Raw genomic sequence first — 25,855 nt, forward strand, 5'->3', positions numbered from 1 at the left:
GATTCGCGGGTGCGGAGGGAGGCGTGAGGTTGTCGAACCTGTGGAGAACGGGTTCGGTTACCGGGGTTGTGGAGGAAGACAATAAGGGCGGGAAAACCCTATTCCACCCGCTCGACGGCCCCCTGCTGGGTCGCGATCACCCGCACGTCCGTGGCCACCTGCTGCCAGGATCCCGAACGCCACTGCATCATTCGCCCGCCCTCGGCCAACACCCGCAGCTGATTCTCCGAGCTGCCACCCACGAGCTCATGCCCGCCGGACACGGTCACCAGACTCTCGCTGCGCCCGCCGATCGTGGACTGCACAATCTGAGCAATCCCCTGATCATTGGTTCCCAGCGATGCCACCGAGTTTTCGTCCACCCAGGTGGCCGAGGTTGCCGAGCCCGCGGCCGCGGGCACCCGAATCGGTTCTCCCAGCTTGGACGGGACGCCGTTTTCATCCTTCTGAATGCCGGCCACCAACAGGGTACTTCGCCCGCCGGAGACCACGAAGGCCAGCACCCGCGTTCCATCACGCGAGACCTGCAGCGAGACGATCTGTGAGGCGTCCGGCCAGCTTGCGGCTACCGGATGCTGCTTGCCGTCCGGGGTGATCGCCAGGATCTCCCCAGGCGCATCGGTGGGAACCGTCCAAATATTGCCGGCCTCGTCGATACTCGGCGCGATCAGGTGCGGACGCGCGTCCACCAGCAGCGGACCCGCCGGCCGGATCGCCGAGACTCCGCTGGGGGCGAGCGCGGCAATCAGCTGCCGGGCACCGTCGATGGCCACCGCACTGGGGTTCAGCGACTCGACCTGGGTCGAGAGCACCGCGAGCTTTTCCAACCGGTCATCGGTCTGGAATCCAAACCCGTCCTTGGTCAGCACCAGGGCGCGCGGGTCGGTCCGCGCGCCGGAGATGGTGAGCGGCACCGCCTCCTGGGTCACCCCGTTAATGCTCAGCGAGATTGCCTTGATCGAGGAGACCTCGGACAGGCTCTCGGTGAGCTGCGCCTTCATCCGGCGCAGGGTGAGATCGTCCTGGCCGCCGGCCTCACGATTGAGGTTGATACTGGCCACGCTGTTTTCCACCGGGACCGCGTCCGAGAGCAAGCGGGTGCCCTCGGGGAAGGCCGTCGAGACGGCCCCCGCGAGCCAGGGGCTCGGGCCCGCCAGGAGCGCCTTGACCACGTTGGTCGAGGTGGAGGATCGCGAGGGGAACCACCGCACCTCGGGCACCAGCACGCTCCAGCTCGGGTCGAAGAAGCGCAGCGTGTAGGGCTTAAACACCTCGCGGAACTTCACCGGATCGAGGATGATCCCATCCGGAGCCCCGGAAATCCGCCACTGGCCATCCACCCGGGCAAAGGTGAAGTCCAGCTGGATGGACGAGCTGCCAAAGGACGGGGTGTACTGGCCGGTGCTGTCCACGGCCGCCTCGGGGCTCGTGGTCAGGACCAGTCCGTCGGTCGCATCGTTCGGTGCAATCTTGCGCTGCTCGGCCTGATCCATGATCGTGCGGGCATCGGGCTTCCAGGATCCCGCCAGGGTCGCGGTCAGGAATTCCCGCGCCGTCGCATAGTTGCCCGCGGGGCTGGCCGCGGCCTCGATAAAGCCGGTGAGGATCTCCTCGCGGCTCGCGTCCTTTTCCGGACCGCGAGCCAGGAACACCACCTCGGGGCCCTCGGGACGGTCCACCGCGTGACCGGCGTTCACGCCGCCTCCCCGGGGAATGGTGGCGCATCCGGAGATCAGCAGTAGGGCAACAACCGCGCCGACCAGGGCCGTGCCCCGGCGACGCCAGGTGGTGGAGATACTCATGCGGTAGTCCCCTCAAAATCGGTTTCGTCGGGGCCGTCGGCACCCGCATCCGCGGGCTCCAACGGCAGCGGGGATGCCCCCAGGGCCGCGGCGTCCTCACCCTGGTGGCGGGGCAGCAGCAGGCGGAAATTGGATCCGGCACCGGGACTGGACCACACCGCCAGGGTTCCCCCGTGCAGCTGAGCATCCTCGAGCGCGATCGCCAGGCCCAGTCCGGTTCCACCGATGGTCCGGCGACGCGACGGGTCCGCCCGCCAGAAGCGATCAAACGCGCGGGCGGCATCGGTTTCGTTCATGCCGAGGCCGTAGTCGCGCACGGTGAGCGCGACGGTGGTCGCGGTGGAATCGATGGTCATCACAACCGGGCGGCCCTCGCCGTGCTCGATCGCGTTGCCCAGCAGGTTGTTGACGATCCGGCGAATCCGGCGCGGGTCCATATCCACCGGGCCGTATCCCCCGGGGGCCAGCACGATCAGGCGGGTGCCGCTCTGATCCGCGAGCTGCTGCATGCCGTCGGCGCAGTCGCGCACGAGTCCGGGCAGGCTCACCGGTTCCATTTCCAGCTGAATCGATCCGGCGTCATAGCGACTGATTTCCAGGAGATCGGCCAGCAGCAGTTCGAAGCGCTGCGTCTGCGTGTGGAGCAGCTCGACCGTGCGCCCGGTGGTGGGCGAGAAGTCCTCGCGCTGGTCGTACAGCACGTCCCCGGCCAGGCGAATCGTGGTCAGCGGCGTGCGCAGTTCATGGGACACATCGGAGACGAAGCGCTGCTGCACGCTGGACAGCGCCGCGAGCTTCTGGATCTGGCCCTGCATGCTGTCGGCCATCCGGTTGAACGAACGTCCCAGGGTGGCCAGCTCATCCTGACCGCGCACCGGAATGCGCACCTCCAGGTCACCGGCGGCCAGCTTGGCCGAGGTCTGCGCGGCCACCCGGACCGGGTCGGCGACCAGGCGCACCACGACCCAGGCGACCCCGCCCACCAGGAGCAGCAGCACCAGGCCGCCCACCAGGAGCGAGCGCTGGACAAAGCCCAGGGTCTCCTCGGTACTGGCCAGGTTGTAGCCGATGTACACCTCGTAGGCAGCCCCATCGGGTAGGCGCACCTGGCCTCCCACGATCAGGCCGGGATCGGTGTGTTCGCCGCTGGCGGCGAGCGCCGTGGATTGCCACCACAGGCCGTCGGGGTTCTTTTGAACCGTGCGGCGCAGCTCGGCGCTGATCACCTCGCCCTGCAGCCCGGGGGCCACAAAGTCCTGCGGCGCGGTCGCGCTAAAGGGCTGATCGGGGACGCGGAAGGCGGCGACCAACGGGCTGCCCGACGCCTGGGCGAGGTCGGTTCGGGCGGTGGTCATCAGCGCCTGAAAGTCCACCCGAGACTCCGCAGTCGAGGAATCCAGGGTGCGCTGGGCGGTGTCCAGTGCTCGCCGGGTATCACTCTGGGCCTGCGATGCCCGGGACTGATAGAGATCGCTCCCGATCGAGATCGTCATGTATCCGCTGGAGAGCATGATCGCCAGCGCGCTGAGCACCATGGTGATCGTCACCGCGCGGAATTGCAGCGAGTGTCGCCACGCACGCATGATCCCGCGAGGAATTCCCCGCCAGCGGCGGAGCCGAACCGCGGAGAAGTAGTCTTCGGGCATCTCGGGCCGCTACTCGGCGCTCCCGGCTCGGTAACCGACTCCGCGCACGGTCATCACGATGCGTGGGTTATCCGGGTCCAGCTCGACCTTTGAGCGCAGACGCTGAACGTGCACGTTGACCAGGCGCGTATCGGCCTTGTAGTGGTATCCCCACACCTGTTCCAGCAGCGCCTCGCGGCTGAAGACCTGGGCCGGCTTGGCGGCCAGGGCGTGCAGGAGGTCAAATTCCAGCGGGGTGAGGTTGATCCGCGAGGAACCCCGCCGCACCTCGTGTCCGGCCACATCGAGGATCAGGTCGCCGATGGCCAGCTCGGTCGCCGAGGCCTCGCTTGCCGGGCGCAGCCGGGTCCGCACTCGGGCCACCAGCTCCTTGGGGTTGAAGGGCTTCACGATGTAGTCATCGGCACCGGATTCGAGACCCTTCACGACGTCCGCGGTGTCCGACTTGGCCGTCAGCATGATGATCGGCACACCGGATTCCTGACGCAGGCGGGTGCAGATCTCGATCCCGTCCATTCCGGGCAGCATCAAATCGAGCAGCACCAGATCGGGCTTGTGCTCGTGGAAAGCGTCGACGGCGGCGGCACCGTCGGCGCAAAACTCCGGCTCAAAGCCCTCGGTGCGCAGCACGATCCCGATCATCTCGGCCAGCGCCGTGTCGTCATCAACCACCAAAATGCGTGGAGTCATCGATCCCGTTCTCAGTATTCGCCGCGGGTTTGCACCGCGCAGGGGGAAACACAGTTCCCCTCACACTACCCGTTGTCTCCGGTTTTGGAGACGTATTCTGCCAGCCACGGCCGTTTCGCGCCCGATCGGGGGGCCATAGACGACAAAATCCGGGCCGCTTTGGTCTCGCCGGGTGTGACTCTGCCCACGCGACGACTCGGTGTGTCACGATGGAGGCACGCTAGCCGATCCGATAGCCGAGGAGAACTCCGGTGACCGACCCACGTTCACAGCACCAGCCCGAGCAGAATGATGCACGCTCGGGTGGGTTTGACCCGGGAATTCCGGCGTTCACCCCGCCCTCCGCCGGTCCGGCAGACCCCTCCACCGCGGTCCCCAGCTGGACCACTCCGGGATACCCCACCGCTCCCCCGGCACCCGCTCCGGGCGGATCCATGCCGGGTTCGGGCATGCCGAATCGGGGATATCCTGCCCCCGGATCCGCGGGTCCCGGCGGCGGTCCGTCTGCCAACCAGTGGCAGGCTGCCCCCAAACCGGGGCTCATTCCGCTGCGACCGCTCGCCTTCGGCACGCTGATGGGCGCGCCGTTTCGAGTCCTGACCCGCAATCCTCGGGCGAGCCTGGGCAGCGCCCTGCTCCTGCAGGCCCCGATCAGCATCATCTCCCTGTTGGTCGCCGGGTTCGGCATGGTCTGGTTCACCAATCGGATTTCCAACGCCTCCTACGCCGACCGCGTTGAGATCGCACTCGGCGGCGGGGCGGTACTGCTGCTCCTGCTACTGATTCCAACCCTGCTCTCGGCGCTGAGCGTCGCCTTCCTCCAGGGGGTCCTGGTGAGCGAGGTTTCGCGCGCAACGATCGGTGAAAAGCGGCGGATGGGCGAGCTCTGGAAGGCCGTGTGGCCCCGGGTTGGGCCGCTGTTCCTCTTCAGCCTGTTGCAGATTGCGGCCATGACCGTCGCGGTGATCGTGATCGCCGGGGCCGTGATCGCGTTCATCGCCACCAACTCCGACAACTGGGGCTGGGCGATTCTCGCCGGTTTCCTATTGGGTGCCGGCTTCTTCCTGCTGTTTGCCTGGTTGCTGATCAAGACCTCCCTGGTCCCCAGCGTAATTGTGCTGGAGCGCCGCGGGCTTGGGGCCGCGATCCAGCGGTCCTGGCGCCTCACCAATGGATACTTCTGGAAGACTCTGGGGATTCAGCTCCTGGTCTACATGATCGTCTCCACGGTCAGTCAGATCGTGATCTTCCCCATTTCCATCGCGATCAGCCTGCTGACCACCCTCTTCATGCCCACCGGTGAGACCGACATGTACGGTGCGGTGATCAGCCAGGCGGTGCCGAGCCTGATCGTCGGGGTGGTGTCGCTGCTGATTGGTTCGATCACCGTCGTGGTGCAGTCCTCGGTGGTGGCGCTGATCTATATCGATCTGCGCATGCGGAAGGAGGGTCTGGACATCGACCTGCTGCGCTATGTCGAGGCCGGAGCGACCACGAGTGGTCTGCCGGATCCCTTTACCGTGGTGCGGCAGGAGTCCGCGGCCTCGGCCGGGCGGTATCGTTCGGGGGGACCGGCCGGTCCGCAGGGCTATCCGGCTCCGGGCTATCCCGCAGCCCCCGGCTATCCCGCGGCTCCCGGCTATCCCGCAGCCCCCGGCTATCCCGCGGCTCCGGGCTATCCCGCAGCCCCCGGATATCCCGCGGCTCCCGGGTCCCGGGGGCCCGCGGCACCCGGCTACCCGGCCACACCGGGCTACCCCGCCGCTCCCGGATACCAGCCCGTGCCCGGCACGCAGACCGCCCCGGGCTATCCGACCACCCCCAGTTCTCAGGGGCCCACCACCCCGGGCACCCAGCACTCCGCCGGCCCCAACTACCCGGCACCGCCCACCGGTGCCCCCGCCCCGCGTACCCCGGAATCGGGAGACCAATGAGTGTGCGTCTCGCCGAGCCTCCCCTCACCCCGGACGCCCCGGAGGCGCATGACTGGCTGAGCAACGAGCTCACCAAGCCCGAGTATGCGGCGGCCACCCCCAATCTGTTTGATCGTCTGGTAACCGAGTTCCTCGGGTGGCTGGGACGCCTGTTCTCGGGCTCCATCGACGGCCCCGGGGACTGGGTACCGGTGCTCCTGCTCCTCCTGCTGGCCGCCGCTGTGGTTGCCGCGATCCTGATCTGGGGGCGTCCGCGACTCAACCGTGCGCGCGCGTCAACCACACAGGCGCTGTTTGGCGAACGGGACACCCGATCCGCGGCCGAGATTCGCGCCGCGGCGGCGCGGGCGGCCGCGGCCGGTAACTATGACCTCGCGGTCCTCGAGGGCTACCGGGCGCTGTGTCGCGACCTGGATGAGCGCACGATTATCGTGCTGGATCCGGGGAGCACCGCCCACCAGGCCGCCGGTGCCGCGAGCCGTGCCTTCCCCGCGTTCGGCGAGGTTCTGGCCCGGACCGCCAACGACTTCGACGCGGTGCGCTACCTCTCCGTACCCGCGACCGCCCAGCAGTGGGAACGCATCCGCAGCACCGACGAGAGCCTGCGCGCCCAGCGTCCGGTGCTTGCCGACATGGTCTCGGAGGTGCGGTGATGAGCGTGCGCGAATCCGAGATCGCCCCCGAGGTAGCCTCTGCCGCCCTGACCCCCACCGTGCGCGGGTTCCTACGGCAGCGCCGTTTTTGGATCATCACGGCGGCGGTCATCATCCTTATCGCGCTGGTCCTCATGGTGCTGGGCAATGCCGGCAACGCCCGCGGTCGCGAGCTTTCGGCCGAGGACCCCTCCCCGGTAGGTGCCCGGGCCGTGGCCAACGTATTGCGGGATCACGGCGTCCGGATCACCATCGCGAACTCCTACGAGCAGGCCACGTCGGCGCTTGAATCCGAGCCCGGCACCCTGCTGTTTGCCGATCTCGGTGGATACCTGGACGCGGAGCGCGTCCGGGCGCTGTCCGATGCGGCCACGTCGACCGTGCTGGTTGACCCGGGATTCTCGATCCTGTCCGAGCTCGATCTGGGCGCGATGCCCGCCGGGGTGGCCACGGAGGATGTCTCCGACGAGGTCGCCTGCCGGGTGCCCGCGGCCCTGCGCGCGGGCAGCATCACCACCGGACGGGTGTTTCAGTCCGAGTCGGCTACCGGCTGCTTCGGCACCGACACCGATGGCTACTCCCTCGTGGTGAGCGCGGACCGGCGGGTGACCCTGCTGGGTTCGCGGTCGGTCCTGCAGAACGACTCCGTGCTGCGGGAGGGCAACGCCGCACTCGCGGTGGGCCTGCTGGGTGAAAAGACCCACCTGGTCTGGTATCTGCCCACCGCAGCCGACCTGGAAGACACCGGAATCACCTCCCTCGAGGATGCGACTCCGACCTGGCTCACCCCGGTTCTGCTCCTCGTGTTTGTCACCGCGCTGGCCGCCTTTGTCTGGCGCGGACGCCGCTTCGGCAAGCTCGTGGCCGAGGATTTGCCCGTGGTGGTCCCCGCCTCGGAGACCCGTCGGGGTCGAGCCCGCCTCTATCAGCGAGTGGGTGCCCGCACCCGGGCCCTGGATGCGCTGCGGATCGGGGTGGTGGATCGCTCGAGCGCGCTCCTGGGCCTTCCGAGACAAACCCCGGCCGATCAGGTCGCCATCACCGTTGCCGACCGCCTGGGACGCTCCCGCGCCGAGGTCTTTGACCTCCTGATCGCCCGGCCGGCCACCAACGAGGCCGAGCTGGTCCGGCTCGCCCGAGCCCTACACGATCTGGAGGACGCGCTGGCCGCGGCCCTGGATCCCACCCGCCCGACACCGCCGGGGCAGGCGCCCCACCCCACCGACCCCTCATCCCTCGACCGGAAGTAGCCACGATGACACTCAGTGCCGAAGAAATCCACGTCCGCGACAACAACCTGCGCGGTGCCCTGGCCCGGGTTCGGGCCGAGGTGGGCAAGTCCGTTGTGGGCCAGGATGCCGCCGTCAGCGGGCTGATCATCGCCCTCCTCGCCCAGGGCCACGTGCTCCTGGAGGGTGTGCCCGGCGTCGCCAAGACCCTGCTGGTGCGCACCCTCAGCACCGCGCTCTCGCTGGACACCAAGCGGGTGCAGTTCACCCCCGACCTGATGCCGGGAGACGTTACCGGTTCACTGGTGTACGACGCCAAGGCCGGGGATTTCGAGTTCCGACGCGGTCCGATCTTCACCAACCTCCTGCTCGCGGACGAGATCAACCGCACGCCCCCGAAGACCCAGTCGGCCCTGCTGGAGGCGATGGAGGAGCGTCAGGTGTCGGTGGACGGTGTCTCGCTGCCGCTGCCGAGCCCGTTCCTGGTGGCCGCGACCATGAACCCGATCGAGTATGAGGGCACCTATACGCTGCCCGAGGCGCAGCTTGACCGCTTCCTCTTGAAGCTGGTGCTGGACCTGCCCGAGCGTGACACCGAGATCGAGGTGCTGCGCCGTCACGCGCTGGGATTCAACCCGCGCGACCTCGGCGGGGCCGGCGTACAGCCGGTGCTCAGCGCCGAGGAGCTCAAGGCCGCCCAGGATGCCGCCGCGCAGACCACCGTCTCTGGCGACGTGCTGGCCTACCTGGTGGATCTGGCCCGCGCCACCCGGCAGAGCCCGTCGGTCCGCATGGGTGTGAGCCCGCGTGGTGCGACCGCGCTACTGGCCAGCGCCAAGGCGTGGGCCTGGCTGAGCGGATACCCGGCGGTGACCCCCGACCACGTGCAGGCGATGGTCCTGCCGGTCTGGCGTCACCGGTTGCAGCTGCGTCCCGAGGCCGAGCTGGAGGGTGTGTCCGCGGACACCATCCTGCGCTCGATCATGCAGCAGGTTCAGGTTCCCATCTAGATGGCGATCACCGGTTGGTTTGTGCTGCTTATCGGGGCCGGGGTTATCCCGATCGTGGTCGGCACCGGGCTCGGCGGCAACCCGCTGTTGATCCTGGCGGGCTGGATGGTGCTGTCGCTGGTGGTGCTGATCCTGGATCTGTCCCTGGCCGCCTCGCCGCGCGCGCTGCGCCTGGTCCGTGGCGGTGCCTCGCGGGCCCGCCTGGGCGAGCCCACCGACGCGCTGCTGTATCTCACCAACACCGGCGCACGCACCCTGATGGGCATCGTCCGTGATGCCTGGATCCCCTCCGCCGGGGCTCAAACCTCGCGGGCGCGGGTGCGCATTCCCGGGGGCGAGCGTCGCCTGGTGCGCACGGTCCTGGTCCCCACCAGGCGCGGCGAGCGTCGCAGCGAATCGGTCACGGTGCGCTCATTCGGACCCCTGCGATTGGCAGCCCGGCAAACCACGCTGTCGGCCCCGGGCACCCTGCGGGTGCTCCCGCCGTTCAGATCGCGCCGTCACCTGCCCTCGCGGTTGGCCCGGCTGCGCGAGCTGGATGGCGCCACCTCGCTGATGGTGCGCGGTCAGGGCACCGAGTTTGACTCCCTGCGCGACTATGTCCGCGGCGATGATGTGCGCTCGATTGACTGGCGCGCCAGCGCCCGCCGGATGGGCGGCCAGCCGGACGCGGGCGAGCACCTGGTGGTCCGCACCTGGCGTCCCGAGCGCGACCGCCGGGTCATCATCGTGGCCGATACCGGCCGAGCCGGGGCCGCCCGGATCGCCGATGAGCCACGCCTGGACACCGCGTTTGAGGCCTCGCTGCTGTTGGCGGCGCTGGCCACCCGCGCCGGAGATCGGGTGGACCTGCTGTGCTTTGACCGTCGTGTCCGCGGGCGGGTCACCGGCTCCACCGGTGCCGCCCTACTTGAAAATATGGTCAACACGATGGCCGATATCGAACCCGAGCTGATCGAGACCGACTGGTCGGCGATCCCCGCAGAGGTGCGTCAGATCATCTCCCAGCGCTCGCTGGTGGTCATCCTGACCGCGGCCGAAAGCCCGGGTTCCGCCGCCGATCTGATCGCCAGCCTGCCCGAACTCACCGCGCGCCACCTGGTGGTGGTTGCCTCGGTCCGCGACCCCGAGGCCCTGGCCGCCCGCCATTTTGTCGACAGCCGCGAGGACGTGTACGAGGCCGCCGGTGCCGAGCGCGCGCTGCTGGATGCCGACCGTGTCGCCCAGGCGCTGCGCCGCGTGGGCGCCGATCCGATTGCCGGCTCCCCGGAGGCCCTGCCCCCGCTCCTGGCCGACCACTACCTCGCCCTCAAGCGGGCCGGCCGCCTCTAGCCGGCGGTTTTCGGTTGCCTCGTGCGGTCACGCCGTTCCAGGAAATCGGAGACCCATCCGGCGGGAACCAGAAGCAGCAACCACCACACCCCGCCGACCGGGACACTCAGGGTCAGAATCAGCGCGAGCAGCACGGCGGCGAAGGTCAGCCAGCTGTTGGTGGGGGTCAGCAGGTCCCGGTCCGCCTCCGAACGCAGGCTCGGATCGCGAATCACCACCCCCTCCATCAGCGCGAAGGTCAGGCTGGCCACCGCGATGGTGCCGATGTAGAGGGCCCGGGCAGCCGGGTTTTGACCGGCCGCAGCGAGCATATTCGAGGCGAACGGGAGGAAGGCGATACTGGCCAGCCAGATCAGGTTGACCCGCATGAGCCGCGGCGAATAGGCGTGCACAACCTCAAACAGGCGGTGGTGCATGGTCCACATCCGGGCGATCACCGCGAAGCTCACGAAAAACGCGATCAGGGTGCCCTGATGCTCGGACAGGAACTCCCCCACCCGGTCGGCCCGGGCATCGGAGGCCGCGTCCACCAGCGGGAGCAGCAGCAGGGTGATCGCGATCGCCACGGTGGCGTCGGAAAAGTTGACCAGCCGGTCCAGGCCGCGCTGGGTGCGCAACATACGACTCATGGATTCATCCCCCTCGGGTGCGTGTGACTGTTTAGGACACCGTGGCCGGTGCCGCGGCCTCCAGGCGACGACTGCGGACGGCCAGGATGATCATCACGGCCGGGATCAGCACGTCATAGGCGAGCACGCCGCCGGTGTTTCCGGGTGCCCAGTTGCCGTGGGCCAGTGACTGATAGACGTGCCCGAGGGTGGCACCCCAGAGGAACATTCCCGCAATCAGGCCGATCGTGATGCGCTCCCGGGCCCCGGCGCGCACGGCACGGAACCCGCCGATTGCCAGGCCCAGGTTGGCAAACGCGATCTCGGTGACAAATGGGGTCTGCTGGAACCCGATCGCGGTGGTCATCACATCGGGGATCACCAGGAAGGACAGGGTCATCCAGGCGCTTCCGCACCCGAGCGCAGCCACCGCCCACCAGCGCTGCCAAATTTCCAGCCGCGAAAGTTTCGTGGATCGCGCCGAATGAATGCTCGCCCCGATCACGGCGATCAGCAGCCAGAGGGCGGGAACGGACGTTTCAAAAATGAACTGTGAGGTAGACATATCGACAGTCTTGCACACGCAATATTGCGTGCGCAAGACTGCGCTATACTGATCACATGGATGATGGAATTGCCGATCTGCTGCACCGCGTCGTCGCAACCTTTGGGGACCTCGCGCGCAGGCGCATGGCCGCCGGTGATGCCCGGTTGACCTATACCCAGGTTCGGATTATCGGCACGCTGGAGGAGTCCCCGGGCATGACCCAGCGCCAGCTCTCCGACTCGGTCGGCCTCTCCGAGGCGGCGACCTCCCGCGCCCTGCGCACGCTGCGCGACGAGGGGTTTGTGGACATCATCACCGACCCCAGCCACGCCAAGCGACGCCTCGCCTCGGCAACCCCGGCGGGACTGGACGCGTTCCACGCCTCGGGCACCGCCAGCGCCACGCAGCTTCGCGTGTGGCTGATCCGCGAGGGGTTCCCCTATGATCGCTATCTCGCCGATTCACAGCGCCTGGCCGAACTCCTGGACACCGTGGATCGCAACCCGGGCCCCGCACCCACGCAGCACTAAGCTCCGTCACTCGCCGGGCTGAGACGGGCCGAGACGGGCCGAGCTCAACGACACCGGGCCGAGCCGGGCCGGGCCGGTAACAACGATCGCTTAGTCGTGCGCGTCGCCGATGCAGAATACGGTTCCAAAGGGGTCGGTGAACACATCCCACTGGATACCCGGATACTCATGGTGTGCCTGATGCTCGGCACCCGCCGCACGCACCGAATCCAGCAGGGCTTCACGTTCCTCACCGGCTTCAAGGTCAAAATCGAGGTGGATGAGGTTTTTCCCCGGTGTCGGGTCCGGAACCTTGGCGAATCCCAGGTTGATGCCGGGAATAGCGCCCGAAAGCACCAGGAACTCCCCCGTCCCACCCACATCATTGAGCGCACCGCCGAGAAGTTTCGCCCACCAGGCCGCCACGGGCGCCGGATCGAGGGTGTCCAGGGTGATCATGCCGAGTCGCATCGGGGGGTCCTTTCGCCGGTGAAGAGTACCCCCAGCGTAGCCGGATCCCCCGACCGCGCGCCAGAACCTCGCCCCCAGCCGGCATCGCCGCGGAGCCCTCCCGGGAACCACCAAAAAAACCGCACGGCGTCGCCGGTAGGGGCGACGCCGTGCGGCGGAAGGGGAACCGAGCCTAGGCGGCCAGGTTGGCGGCGAGGGCCGCACCCAGGGTTGCATCCACGTTGGTCCAGTAGGCGATGGCCCGGGCGCGGATCTCGGTGTTCTGGACGGCACCCACGTGACCGGTGATGGTGGCCAGCAGGCGGGCGCGCTGAGCGTCATCCATGACCTCGCGGACGAGGGTTCCGGCCTGACCGAAGTCGTCGTCCTCGGCGTGCAGGCTGGCGGCGGTCCGGGCGAACTCGCCATCGTTCTCCCAGCCGCGCTCGTCGGCGGCGTAGGCGGAATCTCCGGCGGGGCCACCCACCGAGTTCGGCGCATACACCGGAGTCGAGGCGGAGTTGAAGGAGTAGCGGGCGGCACCGTCCTGCGAGTACGAGTGAACCTCGTTCTTGGGGGCGTTCACCGGCAGCTGGGCGTGGTTCGTGCCCACGCGGTAGCGGTGTGCATCCGCGTAGGAGAAGATGCGGGCCAGCAGCATGCGGTCGGGGCTGGCGGCGATACCCGGCACGAAGTTCGAGGGGGCGAAGGTGGCCTGCTCGATCTGCGCGAAGTAGTTCTCCGGGTTGCGGTTCAGCTCAAACTGACCCACCTCGATCAGCGGGTAGTCGGCCTTGGGCCACACCTTGGTGAGGTCGAACGGGTTGAAGCGGTAGGTCTTGGCATCCTCGTAGGCCATGACCTGAACCGAGACGGTCCAGCTCGGGAACTCCTCGCGCTCGATCGCGTCGTGGAGGTCGCGGATCATGTAGTCGGCATCGGTTCCGGCGAGACGCTCGGCTTCCTCGGCGGTCAGCGAGGCGTTGCCCTGGTTGGTGCGGAAGTGGTACTTGACCCAGAAGCGCTCGCCCTCGGCGTTGATCCACTGGTAGGTGTGCGAGCCGAAGCCGTCCATGTGACGCCAGTTGGCGGGGATACCGCGGTCACCCATGAGCCACGTCACCTGGTGGGCGCTCTCCGGGGAGAGGGACCAGAAGTCCCACTGCATGTCGTTGTCGCGCAGGTGGCTGCCCGGCAGACGCTTCTGCGAGTGGATAAAGTCGGGGAACTTGATGCCGTCGCGGATGAAGAACACCGGGGTGTTGTTGCCCACCAGGTCATAGTTACCCTCGGTGGTGTAGAACTTCAGCGCGAAACCGCGCGGGTCGCGCCAGGTGTCCGGGCTTCCGGCCTCACCGGCGACGGTCGAGAACCGGGCCAGGGCCTCGGTGACCACACCGGGCTGGAACAGCGCGGCCTTGGTGTAGGCCGAGACATCGTGGGTCACGGTCAGTGTACCGAAGGCGCCACCACCCTTGGCGTGCACCACACGCTCCGGCACACGCTCGCGGTTGAACTGGGCAAGCTTCTCGACGAGGTAGTGGTCGTGCAGCGGGATCGCGCCGTCGCGGCCGATCGCAAGCGAGTGCGAATCGGCGCTGACCGGGGCGCCGGAGTTGGTGGTGGTGGTCGGTGATTCCGTCATGGTGATCTCCTCTTTTTTCGCTGGCAAGTACCCCGATATGGCAGTAGCCACCGGGGTGTGTCACAGTGTCCGGATAGGGGCCGGGACCGTCTGGTTCAGGAGACGGGTTCGGCCGTTTTTTCCGCGCGGGCCACCTCGTCCTGGCAGGCCGGACACAGCCCCCAGAACGTGACCTCGGCGGTCTGCACCGTGTATCCCGAGGCATTGCCCGGGTGCAGGCACGGAGCGTGCCCCACAACACAGTCCACATCGTTGATCGCGCCGCAGCGGGTGCACACGATGTGATGGTGGTTATCATCCACCCGACGCTCATACCGGGCCGGGGAACCGGCCGGTTCGATCCGACGCAGCAGGCCGGCATCGGTGAGCGCAGACAGGACGCCGTAGACGGCCTGCACCGAGGTGTCCGGGAGGTCCGCGAGGACCCGCTCAAACACGGTGCCGGCATCCACATGCGACTTCTCCCCCACCGCACGCAGCACCGCGAGACGCGGGGCCGTGAGACGGAGACCCGCGCCGCGAATGGCGTCGGAGAGCTCCTCGGTGGTGGCGACTGTCATGACACCCACCCTACACGTTTTTTTGAATGACTAAAAATAACGAAGGGTTTCCGTGTGGCGAACGGAGGTTGAACTAGCCCGCGTAGACGCGCTGGGCACCGGATTCAAACTCGCCCAGATCGCCGGTTTCTCCCGACCGATACGCCTTTCGTCCCAGAATCAGCACGTACGCGAGGAACCCCAGGAACACCGCTGCACCGATTCCGATTTTCACCGGCCAGGGCAGCTCGGATCCGGTCACAAATCCCTCCACGACCCCCGAGACGCCCAGCACAAACACCAGGCCGATGGCCACGGTGATCAGCGAGCGACCATCCTCGGCGAGCGCCACCAGACGCGGACGCTTGCCCGGAGCCACCCAGGCCCAGAAGATACGCAGTCCCGCGGCGGCGGCCACAAAGATCGCCGTCAACTCCAGCATGCCGTGCGGGGCGATGTAGAGGAAAAAATCTCCGCCGTGGCCAAAGGTGTGCAGGATCGCAAAGGACTGCCCCAGCCCCTGAGCATTCTGCGCGATGATGAACGGCACCCAGATTCCGGTGACTCCGAAGGCCACCGCCTGCGCGGCGATCCAGGCGTTATTAGTCCAGACCATCGCCCCAAACGACGAGGACGCATACTCGGAGTAGTACTGGTAGAAGTCCTCCGAGGCGTACTTTTCCAATCCGGCCTGGGTCCCCAGATTGTAGACCAGCTGCGGGTCCCCCAGCAGCCAGATCGCCCACGCCACCGCGATCAGGATCGTGGCCAGCGCCACGGCGAGGGTCAGCCAGCGAATCCGATAGAGCGCGGCCGGCAGTTGTAGCACAAAAAACTCGCCCAGCTGAAGCAGGACGTTTTTACTCGCGGCCGTAAAGCGCAGCCGGGAACGGGCGATAATCACCCCGAGCCGATCCCCATCCGGGGTGCTGCCGGCGGCCGCCTGCAGGACCGAAAGATCACTCGCGGCCGACTGATAGCGGGCGATGAACTCATCCGCCTCGGCACCACTGAGCGAGCCCCTGGCGGCGAGCGCCTGAAGCCGGGTCCATTCTTTTTCGTGCGCGGCACGATACGCGTCAAGATCCATCTGCTTAGATTGTAGACATGACCGCGACATTTTCGCCGATTGCCGTCGGCGACAGCACGGAAAACGAACTCATCACCGGTGAGGCCGTGGCCCTTGAGGTGCGCCACACCTCGTTCCTGCTGCGCGCCGCCGGTGCCCTGATCGACGGCCTGGTCACGGTGATCTTCATCATCGGCTGCTTCATGCTGCTGGGGATGCTGTCCACGATGATCGACATGGATGCGGCCATCGCGCAGGCGTTCAGCGTGGCCGTCCTGGCAACCGGGCTGGTCATCCTCCCGGCCACCGTGGAAACCCTCACCCGCGGCCGCTCGGTGGGCCGCTTCACGGTGGGTGCACGAATTGTGCGCAACGATGGCGGGGCAATTTCGTTCCGTCATGCCCTGACCCGGGCTCTCGTGGGAGTCCTGGAACTGTATCTCACCCTCGGCGGGCTGGCCGCGACCGTGGGGCTGCTGAATAATCGCAGCCGCCGCCTGGGGGATCTCCTGGCGGGAACCTACTCCCAGCACGAACGCGTCCCGCAGATTCGCCGTTTTATCCGGCCGATGCCGCCCGAGCTGTACGGATGGGCACAGATCGCCGACGTCGCCAAGCTCCCCGAGCCACTCGCCCGTCGAATCAGCCAGTTCCTGGCCCAGGCGGACCGCTTCACCCCCGAATCTCGCCTGCGCGTGGCCAGCGAGCTGGCCGCCGAGGCCGCCGTCTTCACCTCGCCGCTGCCGGCCGTACACCCGGAAACCCTGCTGGTGGGGGTTGCCGCGATCCGCCGAGACCGCGACGCCCGCGCGCTGCAGGCACGCGCCCGCCGCCTCGATGCGCTGGCCCCGGCGCTGATGGGCACACCACACGATTTCCCCCAGCGCTAGGGGACCATACAACTCCGACCCGCTAGCATGTCCGTATGACCGGTATCGACTGGATTGGCACCCCCGACTCCCCCACGTGTGAGCACATCGATACCGAGGCTCTCGAACGGATCCGACTCGGCGACGGTGAGCCGTTTCCGCCGTCCTATCGTGCACTGATTCGCCAGGTTGGCTGGGGACGGCTCTTTGGGCTGTGGTTCATCTATCCCCCGGTCAGGGAGGGGTATGCCGATGGCTGGCCGGGTCGCACCTCACGATTGAGCGAGCACTTTCGGGTCGTGTACGCCGACAGCCGCGCCGAGGAGTACACCTGGGTCATCGAGCCCGATGGCTCCTGGGACCTGTCCGAACGACTCGAGGTTTTTGGGTGGAGCGAAAACGGCGACTACCTGCTCTGGGAGCTCGGTGCCCGCACGCCGCTCGGTGAACTCCCGATCTGGGAATCCCGCGGGCTTGGATCGCTGCACCGCCTGGGAAGCAGCCTCGACGAGGCGCTGCCGCTCCTACGCGAGCGCGCCACCGACCCGGCGGCCCCGGACACCCCACGGTTCCAGCCCCTTCCAAGCTTCCGCCTGAAGGGTTAGCGCCCGATCCGCCCCAACCGCAGACTTGAGCGTCGGCTGAAAATCCGGAACTTGGCTCTGGTACTTCGTCTAGGGGGTTGTTAGGGTCAGAGCACACCTTCGAGGAAGGATCCCATGTCCACCCAATTTGATATCCAAGCGCGCTGGCCGGAGCTCTTCGCCTCACTCGATGCAGTCACCACAACGCACATCATCAACACGCTTGCGTCAGGTTGGCACGAAGGCTGGGAACCCAACCGCGAAGACGTAAAGAACCTTACAGATTACGCACGCGGCACGATCGACAAGGCCGAGTACACTCGTCGAGCAGACGCGGCAGCACGTACGCACGAGGCCCGAAGCACCGCCGTCTAATGCCCGGGCCATTTGACTCCTGGGATGCATATTTCTGGGAGCCAGGTGGCCTCGTGCTGCAAAATCTCTTTGGCCTCCGTGACGCACATGCGCTCGCGAAGCGAGAATATGCGGAAACCGCGATTCAGCAGTTCGATATTGAGCGTGGAGCCACGAACATCGCTCGGACCTATGATGCTCGTCATCTCCGCAGCATTCACGAGCACCTTTTTGGCGGCGTCTATGCGTGGGCCGGCCAGTTCCGCTCTGTGGGGATGAGTAAGGGCTCCTACGATTTTGCAGAACCTTCATCGATATCTGGCTATCTTGCGCAGGCGCACCGAAGGATCACGACGTCACCCTGGGCCGCCATGAATAAGACCGAGTTCGCGACCGAATGCGCGCGAATCTTTGCGTACATCAACTATGCGCATCCGTTTCGCGAAGGAAACGGACGAACTTCAAAAATCTTCATGCAACAGGTGTCCGAGCTGAGCCGATTTCGACTTGAATTCGACCCGAAGGTTTCCCGTATAACTCCGGAGATCTGGAACCAGGCTTCACGCCTATCGGTACCAGATATTGGTTCAGATGAGCCCGAACCACAGGCGCTAGTTCCCGTATTTGCTCGGCTCGCACGGCCGCGAAACCCTCTAGAAACAGCTAGACCCGGTTCCTCACCTGCGTGAACCGGGTCCGCTCTTTGTGGCGGGGATTGCGCAAGAGATGGGTGCACAAAAATGCCCGGGACCAGCGGTCCCGGGCATTTTCGGTGGTGAGGCTTAGAGCGCGTTGCGCTTGGCGATCTCACCCAGGTAGGCCAGCGAGGGCTTGGGGGTGCGCACGAAGGTTTCGCGGTCCACGGCGATCAGGCCGAAGGTCGGGCGGAAGCCCGAGGCCCACTCGTAGTTGTCCAGCGCGCTCCAGTGCTGGTAACCCAGCACCTCGACGCCGTCCCGCATGGCCGAGTGGAGGCCCTCGAGGGCGCCGTCCAGGTAGGCGATGCGGCGGGTGTCATCGGCGGTGGCGATGCCGTTTTCGGTCACGAAGACCGGCACACCCTCGGTGAGCTCCCAGGCCGAACGCACACCCATCTCCAGGGCCTTGGGGAAGAACTCCCAGCCGGTGAGGGTGGTCTCGACGTCCTCGGACACGGGCAGCGGGCCGTTGGGGCCGATGAAGGTGCGGGTGTACGCCTGCACGCCCACGAAGTCATCACCCTTCACGTTTTCCAGGTACCAGTCATCGCGGGGGTGACCGTACTCGCGCATCATCTCGTCCGCGCCGGGCTCACCGGTGGAGTGGAAGGCCTGGGTCGCGACGGTCCAGCCGGACTTCAGACCGGAGATCTGCGAGAGCACCTCGCGCGAACGACGGTGCGACTCCAGCAGGGTGTCGGCGACGCCCAGGTCCGGGTTGGGCAGCCCGTAGGCCACCAGGTTCGAGGCGTCCTCGCCGCCGGCGAGCATCGCGGCGATGTTCGGCTCGTTGATCGTGCACACGTGCTTGACGTCCTGCAGGATCGGCAGCAGCTTCTCGGTGTAGCGCGCGAACAGGTCCGCGGCGTCCTTGGCACGCCAGAATCCGTCGTTGTACATCCAGCGCGGCACGGTGAAGTGCATCAGGGTCACGGTGGGGTCCAGGCCCAGCTCGTGGGCGGTGTCGATCATGCGACGGTAGTGGTCGATCTCGGCGTTGGAGAAGAATCCACGCTCGGGCTCGATTCGGGCCCACTCGATGCTGAACCGGTAGGAGTTCAAACCGGCATCCGCGAGGAGCTTCATGTCCTCCGGGTAGCGGTGGTAGCTGTCCATGGCGTCGCCGCTGGGCTCCACAATCGTGGTGTCCTTGGCGTGCTCCATGACCCACCAGTTGCTGTTGACGTTGTTGCCCTCGATCTGGTGCGCGGCGGTCGCGGCACCCCAGAGGAAGCCTTCGGGGAATTTCAGCACGGTACTACTCCTTGGTCGTGAATGTGCGGACGGTAGGGGAAATTTAGTGGTCGGCCCAGAACGCATCCAGGGCCAGGGCGGTGGCCTCGGGCGCTTCGAACTGGGGCGAGTGGGCACCGACGGGGATCACCGCGTAGTCGGCCCCGAGACGCAGGGCGCTCTCGCGCTGCATCGGGATCGGCCACTTATCGTCGTGCTCGCCGTGAGCCACCAACACCGGCAGGCCGGTCGCGGCCAGCTCGGGGGTGGTGTCGGGGTCGTTGCGGAGGATGCGTGCACCCGAGATCAGGTTGTCCGAGGACGTCGCGGCGGCGCGGTGACGCAGGAATGCCATCTCGGGATCCATGTCTTCATCGGGCATGCCCAGGGTGTGCGGGTTGTCGCGATACCAGAGGCCGATTGAGCCGCCCTCCTGCACCGCAAACTCGGTGTCCTGATGGCGGCCGGGCCAGCCGTGCGGGCCCGAGCAGAGCAGGGTCAGGCTGGCAAACGCGGAGGGGTCCAGGATCGCCGCGGCGCGGGCAACGCAGCCACCGAACGAGTGGCCCACCAGGTGCACGGTGGCGACTCCGGTTTCGGCGGCCACGATTCGGGCCACCTCGACGGCGTCGGCGGCGAACAGATCAAGCGTGTAGTTCTCCACGCCCTCGGGTCCCACCGAATCGGCCTGACCGCGCTGGCTGTATACCCAGGCATCCCAGCCGCGCTCGGCCAGCAGCGGCAGGAACGTGCGGAAGTCCTCACGAGACCCGGTGAAACCGGGCACAAACAGCACCGTGCCGCGACGCTCCCCGACGGGGGCCGAGTGCAGCGCGGTGAGCGTGCCCACCCCGGCCGCAATGTTCAGCGGGGTCACCCGCGGGTCCAGCTCCAGGCCACCAAACGGGCTACCGGGGGTGATCGTGGAACCGGGGGTGGTGGTCGAGTCGGGGGTACTCATGGGGTCTCCTTCGCGAGGCTCGGGCGGTGAAGCGGTGGCTCCCGACGGTGCACCCGAAACGGGTTCGGGTGCACCGGTGGGATCGGGATGTCCGGGAACCAGGTTCCCGGGCATCCCGGTTTTAGCGGGTTTCGCGTGCCCGCGCGGGGTTGGGCACGGCGTCCAGCAGGCGGATGGTGTACTCGTCGCTGGGGTTGCGCAGCACGTCGGCGGTGGGGCCGGACTCGACCACGCGGCCCGAGTTCAGCACCATCATCCGGTCGGTCACCAGGCGCGCACTCAGCAGGTCGTGGGTGATGTAGAGCATGCTCACACCCCACTGCTCGCGCAGATCCTCAAGCAGGCCGAGGACACCCGCGCGCAGCGAGACATCCAGCATCGACACCGGCTCATCGGCCACGAGCACCTGCGGGTCACTCGCCAGGGCGCGGGCAATCACCACGCGCTGACGCTGACCACCGGACAGCTGGTGCGGGAGCTTCTGCGCGAACGTCTCCGCGGGGGTGAGCCCCACGGTTTCCAGCAGCTCCAGCATGCGCTCGCGCGCGGCCTCGCCGCGACGCTCGGTGAAGTTCAGGATCGGACGCAGCAGCGTGTACTCCACCGTGTGCAACGGGTTCAGCGCCGCATACGGGTCCTGGAACACCATCTGGACGTTTTTGCGCAGCTCACGCAGTTCGCGGCGGCGCAGCGCCGAGAGGTTCGAGTCACCGAAGCGCACCAGGCCGGAGCTGGGCTTTTCCGCGCCGGTCACCAGCTTGGCGATCGTCGACTTACCCGAACCCGACTGTCCCACCAGTGCCAGGGACTCCCCCGGTGCCAGCGTGAAGGAGACGTTGTCCACCGCGACCACGGGCGCCTCGCCCCGACGCGGCGGCGCATAGACCTTGCTCACACCCTCGACCACGATCGACGCGTCGGCGCGTCGGGCCGCCCGAGCATCGGATCGCGGCGAGGTGGTGGCACGCTCGGCCCGCGCAGCATCGGCCGAGCGTCCGCGGGTGCTGAAGCCGGGGATGTGGATCTCCTCGGCGCGCGGGTCCGCATAGTGGCTGAGCAGCATCCGGGTGTATTCGGCCTGCGGATCGTCCAGGATCTGGTGGCTCGGGCCATCCTCCACTACGACGCCGTCGTGCATCACGAGCACACGCTCGGTGGATTCCAGCACGATACCCAGGTCGTGGGAGATCAAGATCGCGGTGAACCCCTCGCTGGCCTGGAGCTGGCGGATGGTGTCCATCACCGCGTGCTGCACGAGCACGTCCAGCGCGGTGGTGGGCTCATCAAAGACCAGCAGTTCGGGCTCAAGCGAGAGAGCCAGGGCGATCGAGACACGCTGACGCATACCGCCGGAGAGTTCCCCGGGGTAGCGATCCAGCACCGTCTCGGGCAGCTCAACCTTGCGCACCAGCTCGCTCGCGCGAGCATTGAAGCTGCCCGCCTCGACGTGACCGTGGGCACGGAAGATGTCGTGGAAGTGCTTGCGAATGGTGCGCACCGGGTTCAGCGCGTTCATGCCCGACTGCAGCACCATCGCGAATCCGCCACGACGCTGCTTGCGCAGGGCCTCGTCATCCAGGGTACGAATGTCGGATCCGTGGAACAGGATCTTGCCATCCACGATGGTTGCCGGCGGCTTGGCCAGGCGGGTCAGCGCAAAGCCCAGGGTCGACTTCCCCGAACCCGATTCGCCCACGAGTCCGATGAACTCGCCACGACGCAGGCTGAAGGACACATTCTTGACCGCGGCTACCGGCTCGAAGCCCTCGCTGCGGTACTCCACCGTGAGGTTTTCGACCCGCAGAATCGGCTCTTCGGCTCCCCGTGCGGGAGTGGTGTTGGTGGTCATCGACCCTTTCCTTCCCGAAGCCGCGGGTTGGAAATCCCGTCGACACCAAAGTTGATGAGCGTGAGGCTCGTGGCCAGCAGCGCGATGCAGAGACCCGGAGCAAACAGCAGCAGCCACTGTCCGGTGAGCAGCGCGTTGGAGTTCTGTGCCCAGAAGAGCATGGTTCCCCAGCTGACGGTGGTCGGATCACCCAGACCCAGGAATTCCAGGCCCGCCTCGGCGAGGATCGCCGCGGTGGCCGCACCGAAGAACGAACCGGTGATCAGCGAGGTCATGTTGGGCAGGATCTCACGGAAGATGATGCGGAACGAGGAGTCCCCGGCGAACCGGGCGGCGGTCACGAAGTCACGCGAGCGCAGCGTCTGGGTCTGGCTGCGCAGCACGCGCGCACCCCAGGCCCAACCGGTGACCACGATCACCGCGATGATCATCACGATGCCACCGTTTTGCAGGTAGGAGGCGATCACGATCATCAGCGGCAGACCCGGGATAACCAGGAAGAGGTTGACGATGAACCCGACCACGTCGCCACCGAAGCCGCGCGAGTAGCCCCAGCTGAGGCCGATCAGCACGGCGATCACCGTGGCGATCGCCCCGGCCGCGAATCCCACGAAGACCGAGACGCGGGCGCCCCAGATGATCTGCGAGAGGACGTCCTCACCGGCTGCGGTGGTCCCGAGCCAGTGGGCGGCCGAGCCGCCGGCGCTGCGTTCGAAGCCGTCCTGACTGGCACCGTAGGGGGCGAGCCAGGGGGCGAAGGTTGCGGTGATGATGAAGAGGGCCAGCAGGACCACGCCGATCCGGGCCCGGGGGTTGGACCAGATGGTGCCGGCGATGCGGCCGATCGTGCGCAGGGTGCCACGCAGTGCGCGCGCCCGCACGGGGGTAGTGGTGGTGGATGTCATCGTCGCGTCCTTGGGTCGAGTACACCGTAGAGAATGTCTACGAGGAAGTTAGCGATGAGCACGCTCACGGTGATCATCAGGAAGAGGGCCTGCATCAGCGGGTAGTCCTGGTTGACCACGGCGTTGTACAGCAGGTATCCGATTCCGGGGTAGCCATACACCTGCTCCACCAGGATCGAACCACCCACCACGCCACCGAGGGCCAGACCGAACCCGGTGAGGTTCGGCAGGATCGCGTTGCGGGCGGCGTACTTGATGGCCACGGTGCGGCCGCGCAGACCGTTTGCCTCGGCAAAGGTCACGTAGTCATCGCCGAGGGTGTTGATCATCGCGTTACGCATACCCAGGATCCAGCCACCCAGCGAGGTGATCAGGATGGTCAGGGCCGGCAGGGTCGCGTGATAGATCAGGTCGGCGATGAAGGAGAACGAGAACTCCGGCACCGCGGTGGGCGAGGATGCGCCCGAGGTCGGGAACAGGTGTCCCACATAGCCCGCGAAGAACAGCAGCAGCAGGGCGATCCAGAAGTACGGGAATGCGCTGAGGAAGCTGCCGCCCAGGGTGGGCAGGGTGTCGAGCCAGGTGCCGCGCTTCCAGGCGGCGAGGACACCGATCAGGGTACCGATCACGAAGGCCAGGATGGTGACGATTCCCACCAGCACCACGGTGTAGGGCAGGGCCGTCAGGACCAGGTCGGAGACCTTTTCGGGGTAGAAGGTGAACGAGACACCGAAGTCCAGCGTGACCACCTGCTGGAGGTAGTGCACGTACTGTTCGAACAGGTTACCGCCGGGCACACCCAGCTGGGCCTCGATCGCGGCGCGGGTCGCGGCGCTCACGGGTCCGTTCTGGGAGAGCTTGGCGATCGCGGCGTCGGCCGGCGAACCGGGCATCAGCCGGGGCAGGAAGAAGTTCAGCGTGACCGCGGCCCACAGGGTGAGCAGCAGCATGCCGAGCTTGCGCAGTGCATACTTCATTATTTCTTGTCCTCGGTGTGCTCACGCGGCTTCAACGAAGTGAAGATCAGCAGGGCGGTCGGGGTGTAGGTCTTCAGCGAGGCGTACGGGTGGTCGGCGTCGGGCCAGCCCACGTACTTGTTCTCGCTGTACAGACCCCAGGAACCGCCGTAGTAGAGCGAGATCACCGGCAGGTCGGTGACCATCGCGTGCTGCAGCTGGTAACCCAGCTCACGGGTTTCGTTCGGGTCGAGCGAGGTGCGGTACTTGGCGAGGATCTCGTCCACGGCCGGGTTCTGGTAGCGCTCGAAGTTGCTCGGTGCCTCCTGGCCCACGGGCCGGAAGTTGGAGCTGTTGAGCAGACCGTTGAGGTCCTGGTACTGCGAACCGAGTCCGCCGTAGGCACCCATCGCGATGTCGAAGTCACCGTTGCGCAGGGCCAGCTGGTACGCCGGGGGCTGCGGCTGGGTGAGCTTGACGTCGATGCCGAGAGCGGAGAGCTGACGCTGTACCTGGCTGGCCGCACGCAGCCAGTCGGTGTAGCCGTTGGCGGTGAGCAGCGAGAAGCTCAGCTGCTTACCCGAGGCGTCCACGAGCTTGCCGTCCTGGTCGTGGTACCCGGCCCGGGCGAAGGCCGCCTTGGCCGCGTCCAGGTCCTGGGTAATCACGCCACCGTTGGGGATCGAGGGGTCGAGGTCTGCCTGCTGGTTGGGCAGCAGGATTCCGGCCTGGGTTGCGGGCTGCATCGAGCCCTCGGTTGCGGCATCTGCGATCTGCTTACGATCCAGGGCCAGCGCGATGCCCTGACGCACGTCGGGGTTGTTGAACGGGGCCTTGGTGAGGTTCGGCTGAAGCGAGATCACACCACCCGGCGGGAACCAGTAGCGGTTGTACTGGTTGGCGCCGCCCCAGGTTTTCTTCACGTCGCTCATGTACATGTAACCCCAGTCGTATCCCTGGGTGACCATGGCGAGCTGACCGTTGGTGGCGGGCAGGATCAGGTGCTTGACCGTGACCTTGTCCTTCTGCCAGTAGTTCTCGTTGCGGTTCATCGTGTACTGCTGCGGGCTGTAGTTACCGAGCGTGAACGGGCCGGTACCCACCGGGTTTTCATCGGTGTAGGTACCGGGGTCCTTGACGTTCTTCCACAGGTGCTCGGGCAGGATCAGGGTCTGCGCGATGATGTTGGCGGCGGGAACGTCCGCGGACTTCAGGTGCACGGTCACGGTCTGGCTACCCTCGTCGGTGCCGGTTTCGACCGTGCTGATGTACTGCCAGATGCCCTGCATGTCCAGGGTCGGGCTGGTCTTGAGCAGGTTGAAGGTGAACTCGACGTCCTTGGCGGTCAGCGGCTTACCGTCGGACCACTTGACGCCATCCCGCAGGGTGAACACCACGGTGGAGGCGTCGGGCTGGGTGACCTTCTGGGCGAGCCAGGGGGTTACATCCCCATTGACATCGTTCACGATCACGAGCGGCTCGTAGATGTAGGCGGCACCGATCCGGCGGTTGGCCATGAAGGGGTTGAAGTTGCGCTGATACATGGGCGAGCCCTGATCGGCGGCCAGGAGCAGGGTGTCCTGGGGAATGGTGGGGTCCGGCTTGCTCTCGATGTGGATGTTACATCCGGTGAGGGCTAGACCCGTCGCGATCGTGATTGCGACAAGCGAGAGCAGTCGCGATCGGCGGGGAAATTTCTTCATTGAATGCGAAACCTCGAGTCATCCTCGTCACGAGTCGGCGCGTTCGGGGGAGGGCATTGAACACGTCGAGTTGCCACGCG

General features: G+C 66.7%; 25 protein-coding genes. 10 read left to right on the forward strand and 15 right to left on the reverse strand.

The window, feature by feature from the left end; all coding sequences use genetic code 11:
* Positions 1 to 98: 98 nt before the first annotated feature.
* From IE92_RS0113030 to mtrA, 3 genes are all read right to left on the reverse strand, one after another.
* Positions 99 to 1,802 (reverse strand): LpqB family beta-propeller domain-containing protein, encoded by a 1,704-nt coding sequence (locus IE92_RS0113030; RefSeq protein ID WP_030148943.1) that lies wholly within the window; start codon positions 1,800 to 1,802, stop codon positions 99 to 101.
* On the reverse strand, positions 1,799 to 3,385 hold the full coding sequence (gene mtrB / locus IE92_RS0113035; RefSeq protein ID WP_245601293.1) for an MtrAB system histidine kinase MtrB: 1,587 nt from the start codon (positions 3,383 to 3,385) through the stop codon (positions 1,799 to 1,801). Before mtrB ends, IE92_RS0113030 begins: the two co-directional genes overlap by 4 nt.
* 72 nt (positions 3,386 to 3,457) lie before the next feature.
* Positions 3,458 to 4,138, reverse strand: a complete 681-nt coding sequence (gene mtrA / locus IE92_RS0113040; RefSeq protein ID WP_030148945.1) for an MtrAB system response regulator MtrA — start codon at positions 4,136 to 4,138, stop codon at positions 3,458 to 3,460.
* A 251-nt stretch (positions 4,139 to 4,389) separates the two neighbouring features.
* Here mtrA and IE92_RS0113045 point away from each other — a divergent pair, with 251 nt between their 5' ends.
* Genes IE92_RS0113045 through IE92_RS0113065 form a run of 5 tightly spaced genes read left to right on the forward strand, consistent with a single transcriptional unit; the run spans position 4,390 to position 10,296 of the window.
* Positions 4,390 to 6,072 (forward strand): hypothetical protein, encoded by a 1,683-nt coding sequence (locus IE92_RS0113045; protein ID WP_051701943.1) that lies wholly within the window; start codon positions 4,390 to 4,392, stop codon positions 6,070 to 6,072.
* Positions 6,069 to 6,725: a DUF4129 domain-containing protein gene (locus tag IE92_RS0113050; RefSeq protein WP_043322166.1), complete on the forward strand. Its 657-nt coding sequence runs from the start codon at positions 6,069 to 6,071 to the stop codon at positions 6,723 to 6,725. The genes IE92_RS0113045 and IE92_RS0113050 overlap by 4 nt, the downstream gene beginning before the upstream one ends.
* Entirely contained in the window at positions 6,725 to 7,975 is a 1,251-nt protein-coding gene (locus tag IE92_RS0113055; RefSeq protein WP_051701944.1) for a DUF4350 domain-containing protein, read from the forward strand. The genes IE92_RS0113050 and IE92_RS0113055 overlap by 1 nt, the downstream gene beginning before the upstream one ends.
* A gap of 5 nt (positions 7,976 to 7,980) precedes the next feature.
* On the forward strand, positions 7,981 to 8,964 hold the full coding sequence (locus tag IE92_RS0113060) for an AAA family ATPase (RefSeq protein WP_043322168.1): 984 nt from the start codon (positions 7,981 to 7,983) through the stop codon (positions 8,962 to 8,964).
* Positions 8,965 to 10,296 carry a DUF58 domain-containing protein gene (locus IE92_RS0113065; RefSeq protein WP_030148950.1) on the forward strand — a complete coding sequence of 444 codons (1,332 nt, stop codon included), beginning with the start codon at positions 8,965 to 8,967 and terminating at the stop codon, positions 10,294 to 10,296.
* Here the strand turns inward: IE92_RS0113065 and IE92_RS0113070 are convergent.
* A complete protein-coding gene (locus IE92_RS0113070; protein WP_081864127.1) occupies positions 10,293 to 10,925 on the reverse strand; it encodes a TMEM175 family protein in 633 nt (210 codons plus the stop codon). The two genes, IE92_RS0113065 and IE92_RS0113070, sit on opposite strands and share 4 nt — an antisense overlap.
* A 31-nt stretch (positions 10,926 to 10,956) precedes the next feature.
* Positions 10,957 to 11,469 carry a DUF6790 family protein gene (locus IE92_RS0113075; protein ID WP_030148952.1) on the reverse strand — a complete coding sequence of 171 codons (513 nt, stop codon included), beginning with the start codon at positions 11,467 to 11,469 and terminating at the stop codon, positions 10,957 to 10,959.
* A 56-nt stretch (positions 11,470 to 11,525) separates the two neighbouring features.
* On the opposite strand from IE92_RS0113075, the gene IE92_RS0113080 reads away from it, so the two are divergent.
* Entirely contained in the window at positions 11,526 to 11,981 is a 456-nt protein-coding gene (locus tag IE92_RS0113080; protein WP_030148953.1) for a MarR family winged helix-turn-helix transcriptional regulator, read from the forward strand.
* A 90-nt stretch (positions 11,982 to 12,071) separates the two neighbouring features.
* On the opposite strand, the gene IE92_RS0113085 is transcribed toward IE92_RS0113080, so the two are convergent.
* The 4 genes from IE92_RS0113085 to IE92_RS0113100 all read right to left on the reverse strand — a co-directional run bounded on the left by IE92_RS0113085 (position 12,072) and on the right by IE92_RS0113100 (position 15,684).
* Positions 12,072 to 12,431, reverse strand: a complete 360-nt coding sequence (locus IE92_RS0113085; RefSeq protein ID WP_030148954.1) for a VOC family protein — start codon at positions 12,429 to 12,431, stop codon at positions 12,072 to 12,074.
* A gap of 172 nt (positions 12,432 to 12,603) precedes the next feature.
* Complete coding sequence (locus IE92_RS0113090; RefSeq protein WP_030148955.1) at positions 12,604 to 14,055, reverse strand: catalase; 1,452 nt, start codon at positions 14,053 to 14,055, stop codon at positions 12,604 to 12,606.
* A gap of 95 nt (positions 14,056 to 14,150) precedes the next feature.
* On the reverse strand, positions 14,151 to 14,615 hold the full coding sequence (locus tag IE92_RS0113095) for a Fur family transcriptional regulator (RefSeq protein ID WP_030148956.1): 465 nt from the start codon (positions 14,613 to 14,615) through the stop codon (positions 14,151 to 14,153).
* Between the two features lie 73 nt (positions 14,616 to 14,688).
* Positions 14,689 to 15,684, reverse strand: a complete 996-nt coding sequence (locus tag IE92_RS0113100; protein ID WP_030148957.1) for a stage II sporulation protein M — start codon at positions 15,682 to 15,684, stop codon at positions 14,689 to 14,691.
* 17 nt (positions 15,685 to 15,701) lie between these two features.
* Between IE92_RS0113100 and IE92_RS0113105 the strand changes: the two genes are divergently transcribed.
* The 4 genes from IE92_RS0113105 (at position 15,702) to IE92_RS17930 (ending at position 18,159) form a co-directional block, all read left to right on the forward strand.
* Positions 15,702 to 16,553: an RDD family protein gene (locus tag IE92_RS0113105; protein ID WP_030148958.1), complete on the forward strand. Its 852-nt coding sequence runs from the start codon at positions 15,702 to 15,704 to the stop codon at positions 16,551 to 16,553.
* A gap of 35 nt (positions 16,554 to 16,588) precedes the next feature.
* The gene (locus tag IE92_RS0113110) at positions 16,589 to 17,137 is read left to right on the forward strand and encodes an SMI1/KNR4 family protein (RefSeq protein WP_030148959.1); all 549 of its coding nucleotides are present in this window, start codon (positions 16,589 to 16,591) and stop codon (positions 17,135 to 17,137) included.
* Positions 17,138 to 17,251: 114 nt separating this feature from the next.
* A complete protein-coding gene (locus IE92_RS0113115; RefSeq protein WP_030148960.1) occupies positions 17,252 to 17,491 on the forward strand; it encodes an antitoxin VbhA family protein in 240 nt (79 codons plus the stop codon).
* Positions 17,492 to 17,544: 53 nt separating this feature from the next.
* Complete coding sequence (locus IE92_RS17930; protein WP_162178505.1) at positions 17,545 to 18,159, forward strand: Fic/DOC family protein; 615 nt, start codon at positions 17,545 to 17,547, stop codon at positions 18,157 to 18,159.
* A gap of 93 nt (positions 18,160 to 18,252) precedes the next feature.
* Here the strand turns inward: IE92_RS17930 and IE92_RS0113125 are convergent, their stop codons facing one another.
* The 6 genes from IE92_RS0113125 to IE92_RS0113150 all read right to left on the reverse strand — a co-directional run bounded on the left by IE92_RS0113125 (position 18,253) and on the right by IE92_RS0113150 (position 25,775).
* A complete protein-coding gene (locus IE92_RS0113125; protein ID WP_030148962.1) occupies positions 18,253 to 19,422 on the reverse strand; it encodes a glycoside hydrolase family 1 protein in 1,170 nt (389 codons plus the stop codon).
* A 43-nt stretch (positions 19,423 to 19,465) separates the two neighbouring features.
* Entirely contained in the window at positions 19,466 to 20,362 is an 897-nt protein-coding gene (locus tag IE92_RS0113130) for an alpha/beta fold hydrolase (protein ID WP_051701945.1), read from the reverse strand.
* Positions 20,363 to 20,483: 121 nt separating this feature from the next.
* Positions 20,484 to 22,211 (reverse strand): ABC transporter ATP-binding protein, encoded by a 1,728-nt coding sequence (locus tag IE92_RS0113135; protein WP_051701946.1) that lies wholly within the window; start codon positions 22,209 to 22,211, stop codon positions 20,484 to 20,486.
* A complete protein-coding gene (locus IE92_RS0113140; protein ID WP_030148965.1) occupies positions 22,208 to 23,116 on the reverse strand; it encodes an ABC transporter permease in 909 nt (302 codons plus the stop codon). The genes IE92_RS0113135 and IE92_RS0113140 overlap by 4 nt, the downstream gene beginning before the upstream one ends.
* Positions 23,113 to 24,093: an ABC transporter permease gene (locus tag IE92_RS0113145; protein ID WP_030148966.1), complete on the reverse strand. Its 981-nt coding sequence runs from the start codon at positions 24,091 to 24,093 to the stop codon at positions 23,113 to 23,115. The genes IE92_RS0113140 and IE92_RS0113145 overlap by 4 nt, the downstream gene beginning before the upstream one ends.
* Entirely contained in the window at positions 24,093 to 25,775 is a 1,683-nt protein-coding gene (locus tag IE92_RS0113150) for an ABC transporter substrate-binding protein (protein WP_030148967.1), read from the reverse strand. The genes IE92_RS0113145 and IE92_RS0113150 overlap by 1 nt, the downstream gene beginning before the upstream one ends.
* Positions 25,776 to 25,855: the final 80 nt, after the last annotated feature.

The sequence above is a fragment of the Mycetocola saprophilus genome (assembly GCF_000718085.1).
Lineage (GTDB): Bacteria > Actinomycetota > Actinomycetes > Actinomycetales > Microbacteriaceae > Mycetocola > Mycetocola saprophilus.

What these genes read in the sequence shown, in the direction of transcription:
- IE92_RS0113115 (WP_030148960.1), top strand. Translation starts at nt 17,252, where the DNA reads ATGTCCACCCAATTTGATATCCAAGCGCGCTGGCCGGAGCTCTTCGCC.
- IE92_RS0113100 (WP_030148957.1), bottom strand. Translation starts at nt 15,684, where the DNA reads ATGGATCTTGACGCGTATCGTGCCGCGCACGAAAAAGAATGGACCCGG.
- IE92_RS0113070 (WP_081864127.1), bottom strand. Translation starts at nt 10,925, where the DNA reads ATGAGTCGTATGTTGCGCACCCAGCGCGGCCTGGACCGGCTGGTCAAC.
- IE92_RS0113095 (WP_030148956.1), bottom strand. Translation starts at nt 14,615, where the DNA reads ATGACAGTCGCCACCACCGAGGAGCTCTCCGACGCCATTCGCGGCGCG.
- IE92_RS0113075 (WP_030148952.1), bottom strand. Translation starts at nt 11,469, where the DNA reads ATGTCTACCTCACAGTTCATTTTTGAAACGTCCGTTCCCGCCCTCTGG.
- IE92_RS0113145 (WP_030148966.1), bottom strand. Translation starts at nt 24,093, where the DNA reads ATGAAGTATGCACTGCGCAAGCTCGGCATGCTGCTGCTCACCCTGTGG.
- IE92_RS0113150 (WP_030148967.1), bottom strand. Translation starts at nt 25,775, where the DNA reads ATGAAGAAATTTCCCCGCCGATCGCGACTGCTCTCGCTTGTCGCAATC.
- IE92_RS0113060 (WP_043322168.1), top strand. Translation starts at nt 7,981, where the DNA reads ATGACACTCAGTGCCGAAGAAATCCACGTCCGCGACAACAACCTGCGC.
- IE92_RS0113030 (WP_030148943.1), bottom strand. Translation starts at nt 1,802, where the DNA reads ATGAGTATCTCCACCACCTGGCGTCGCCGGGGCACGGCCCTGGTCGGC.
- IE92_RS0113080 (WP_030148953.1), top strand. Translation starts at nt 11,526, where the DNA reads ATGGATGATGGAATTGCCGATCTGCTGCACCGCGTCGTCGCAACCTTT.
- IE92_RS0113140 (WP_030148965.1), bottom strand. Translation starts at nt 23,116, where the DNA reads ATGACATCCACCACCACTACCCCCGTGCGGGCGCGCGCACTGCGTGGC.
- IE92_RS0113085 (WP_030148954.1), bottom strand. Translation starts at nt 12,431, where the DNA reads ATGCGACTCGGCATGATCACCCTGGACACCCTCGATCCGGCGCCCGTG.
- IE92_RS0113065 (WP_030148950.1), top strand. Translation starts at nt 8,965, where the DNA reads ATGGCGATCACCGGTTGGTTTGTGCTGCTTATCGGGGCCGGGGTTATC.
- IE92_RS0113135 (WP_051701946.1), bottom strand. Translation starts at nt 22,211, where the DNA reads ATGACCACCAACACCACTCCCGCACGGGGAGCCGAAGAGCCGATTCTG.
- mtrB (WP_245601293.1), bottom strand. Translation starts at nt 3,385, where the DNA reads ATGCGTGCGTGGCGACACTCGCTGCAATTCCGCGCGGTGACGATCACC.
- IE92_RS0113090 (WP_030148955.1), bottom strand. Translation starts at nt 14,055, where the DNA reads ATGACGGAATCACCGACCACCACCACCAACTCCGGCGCCCCGGTCAGC.
- IE92_RS0113130 (WP_051701945.1), bottom strand. Translation starts at nt 20,362, where the DNA reads ATGAGTACCCCCGACTCGACCACCACCCCCGGTTCCACGATCACCCCC.
- IE92_RS0113105 (WP_030148958.1), top strand. Translation starts at nt 15,702, where the DNA reads ATGACCGCGACATTTTCGCCGATTGCCGTCGGCGACAGCACGGAAAAC.
- IE92_RS0113050 (WP_043322166.1), top strand. Translation starts at nt 6,069, where the DNA reads ATGAGTGTGCGTCTCGCCGAGCCTCCCCTCACCCCGGACGCCCCGGAG.
- IE92_RS0113055 (WP_051701944.1), top strand. Translation starts at nt 6,725, where the DNA reads ATGAGCGTGCGCGAATCCGAGATCGCCCCCGAGGTAGCCTCTGCCGCC.
- mtrA (WP_030148945.1), bottom strand. Translation starts at nt 4,138, where the DNA reads ATGACTCCACGCATTTTGGTGGTTGATGACGACACGGCGCTGGCCGAG.
- IE92_RS0113110 (WP_030148959.1), top strand. Translation starts at nt 16,589, where the DNA reads ATGACCGGTATCGACTGGATTGGCACCCCCGACTCCCCCACGTGTGAG.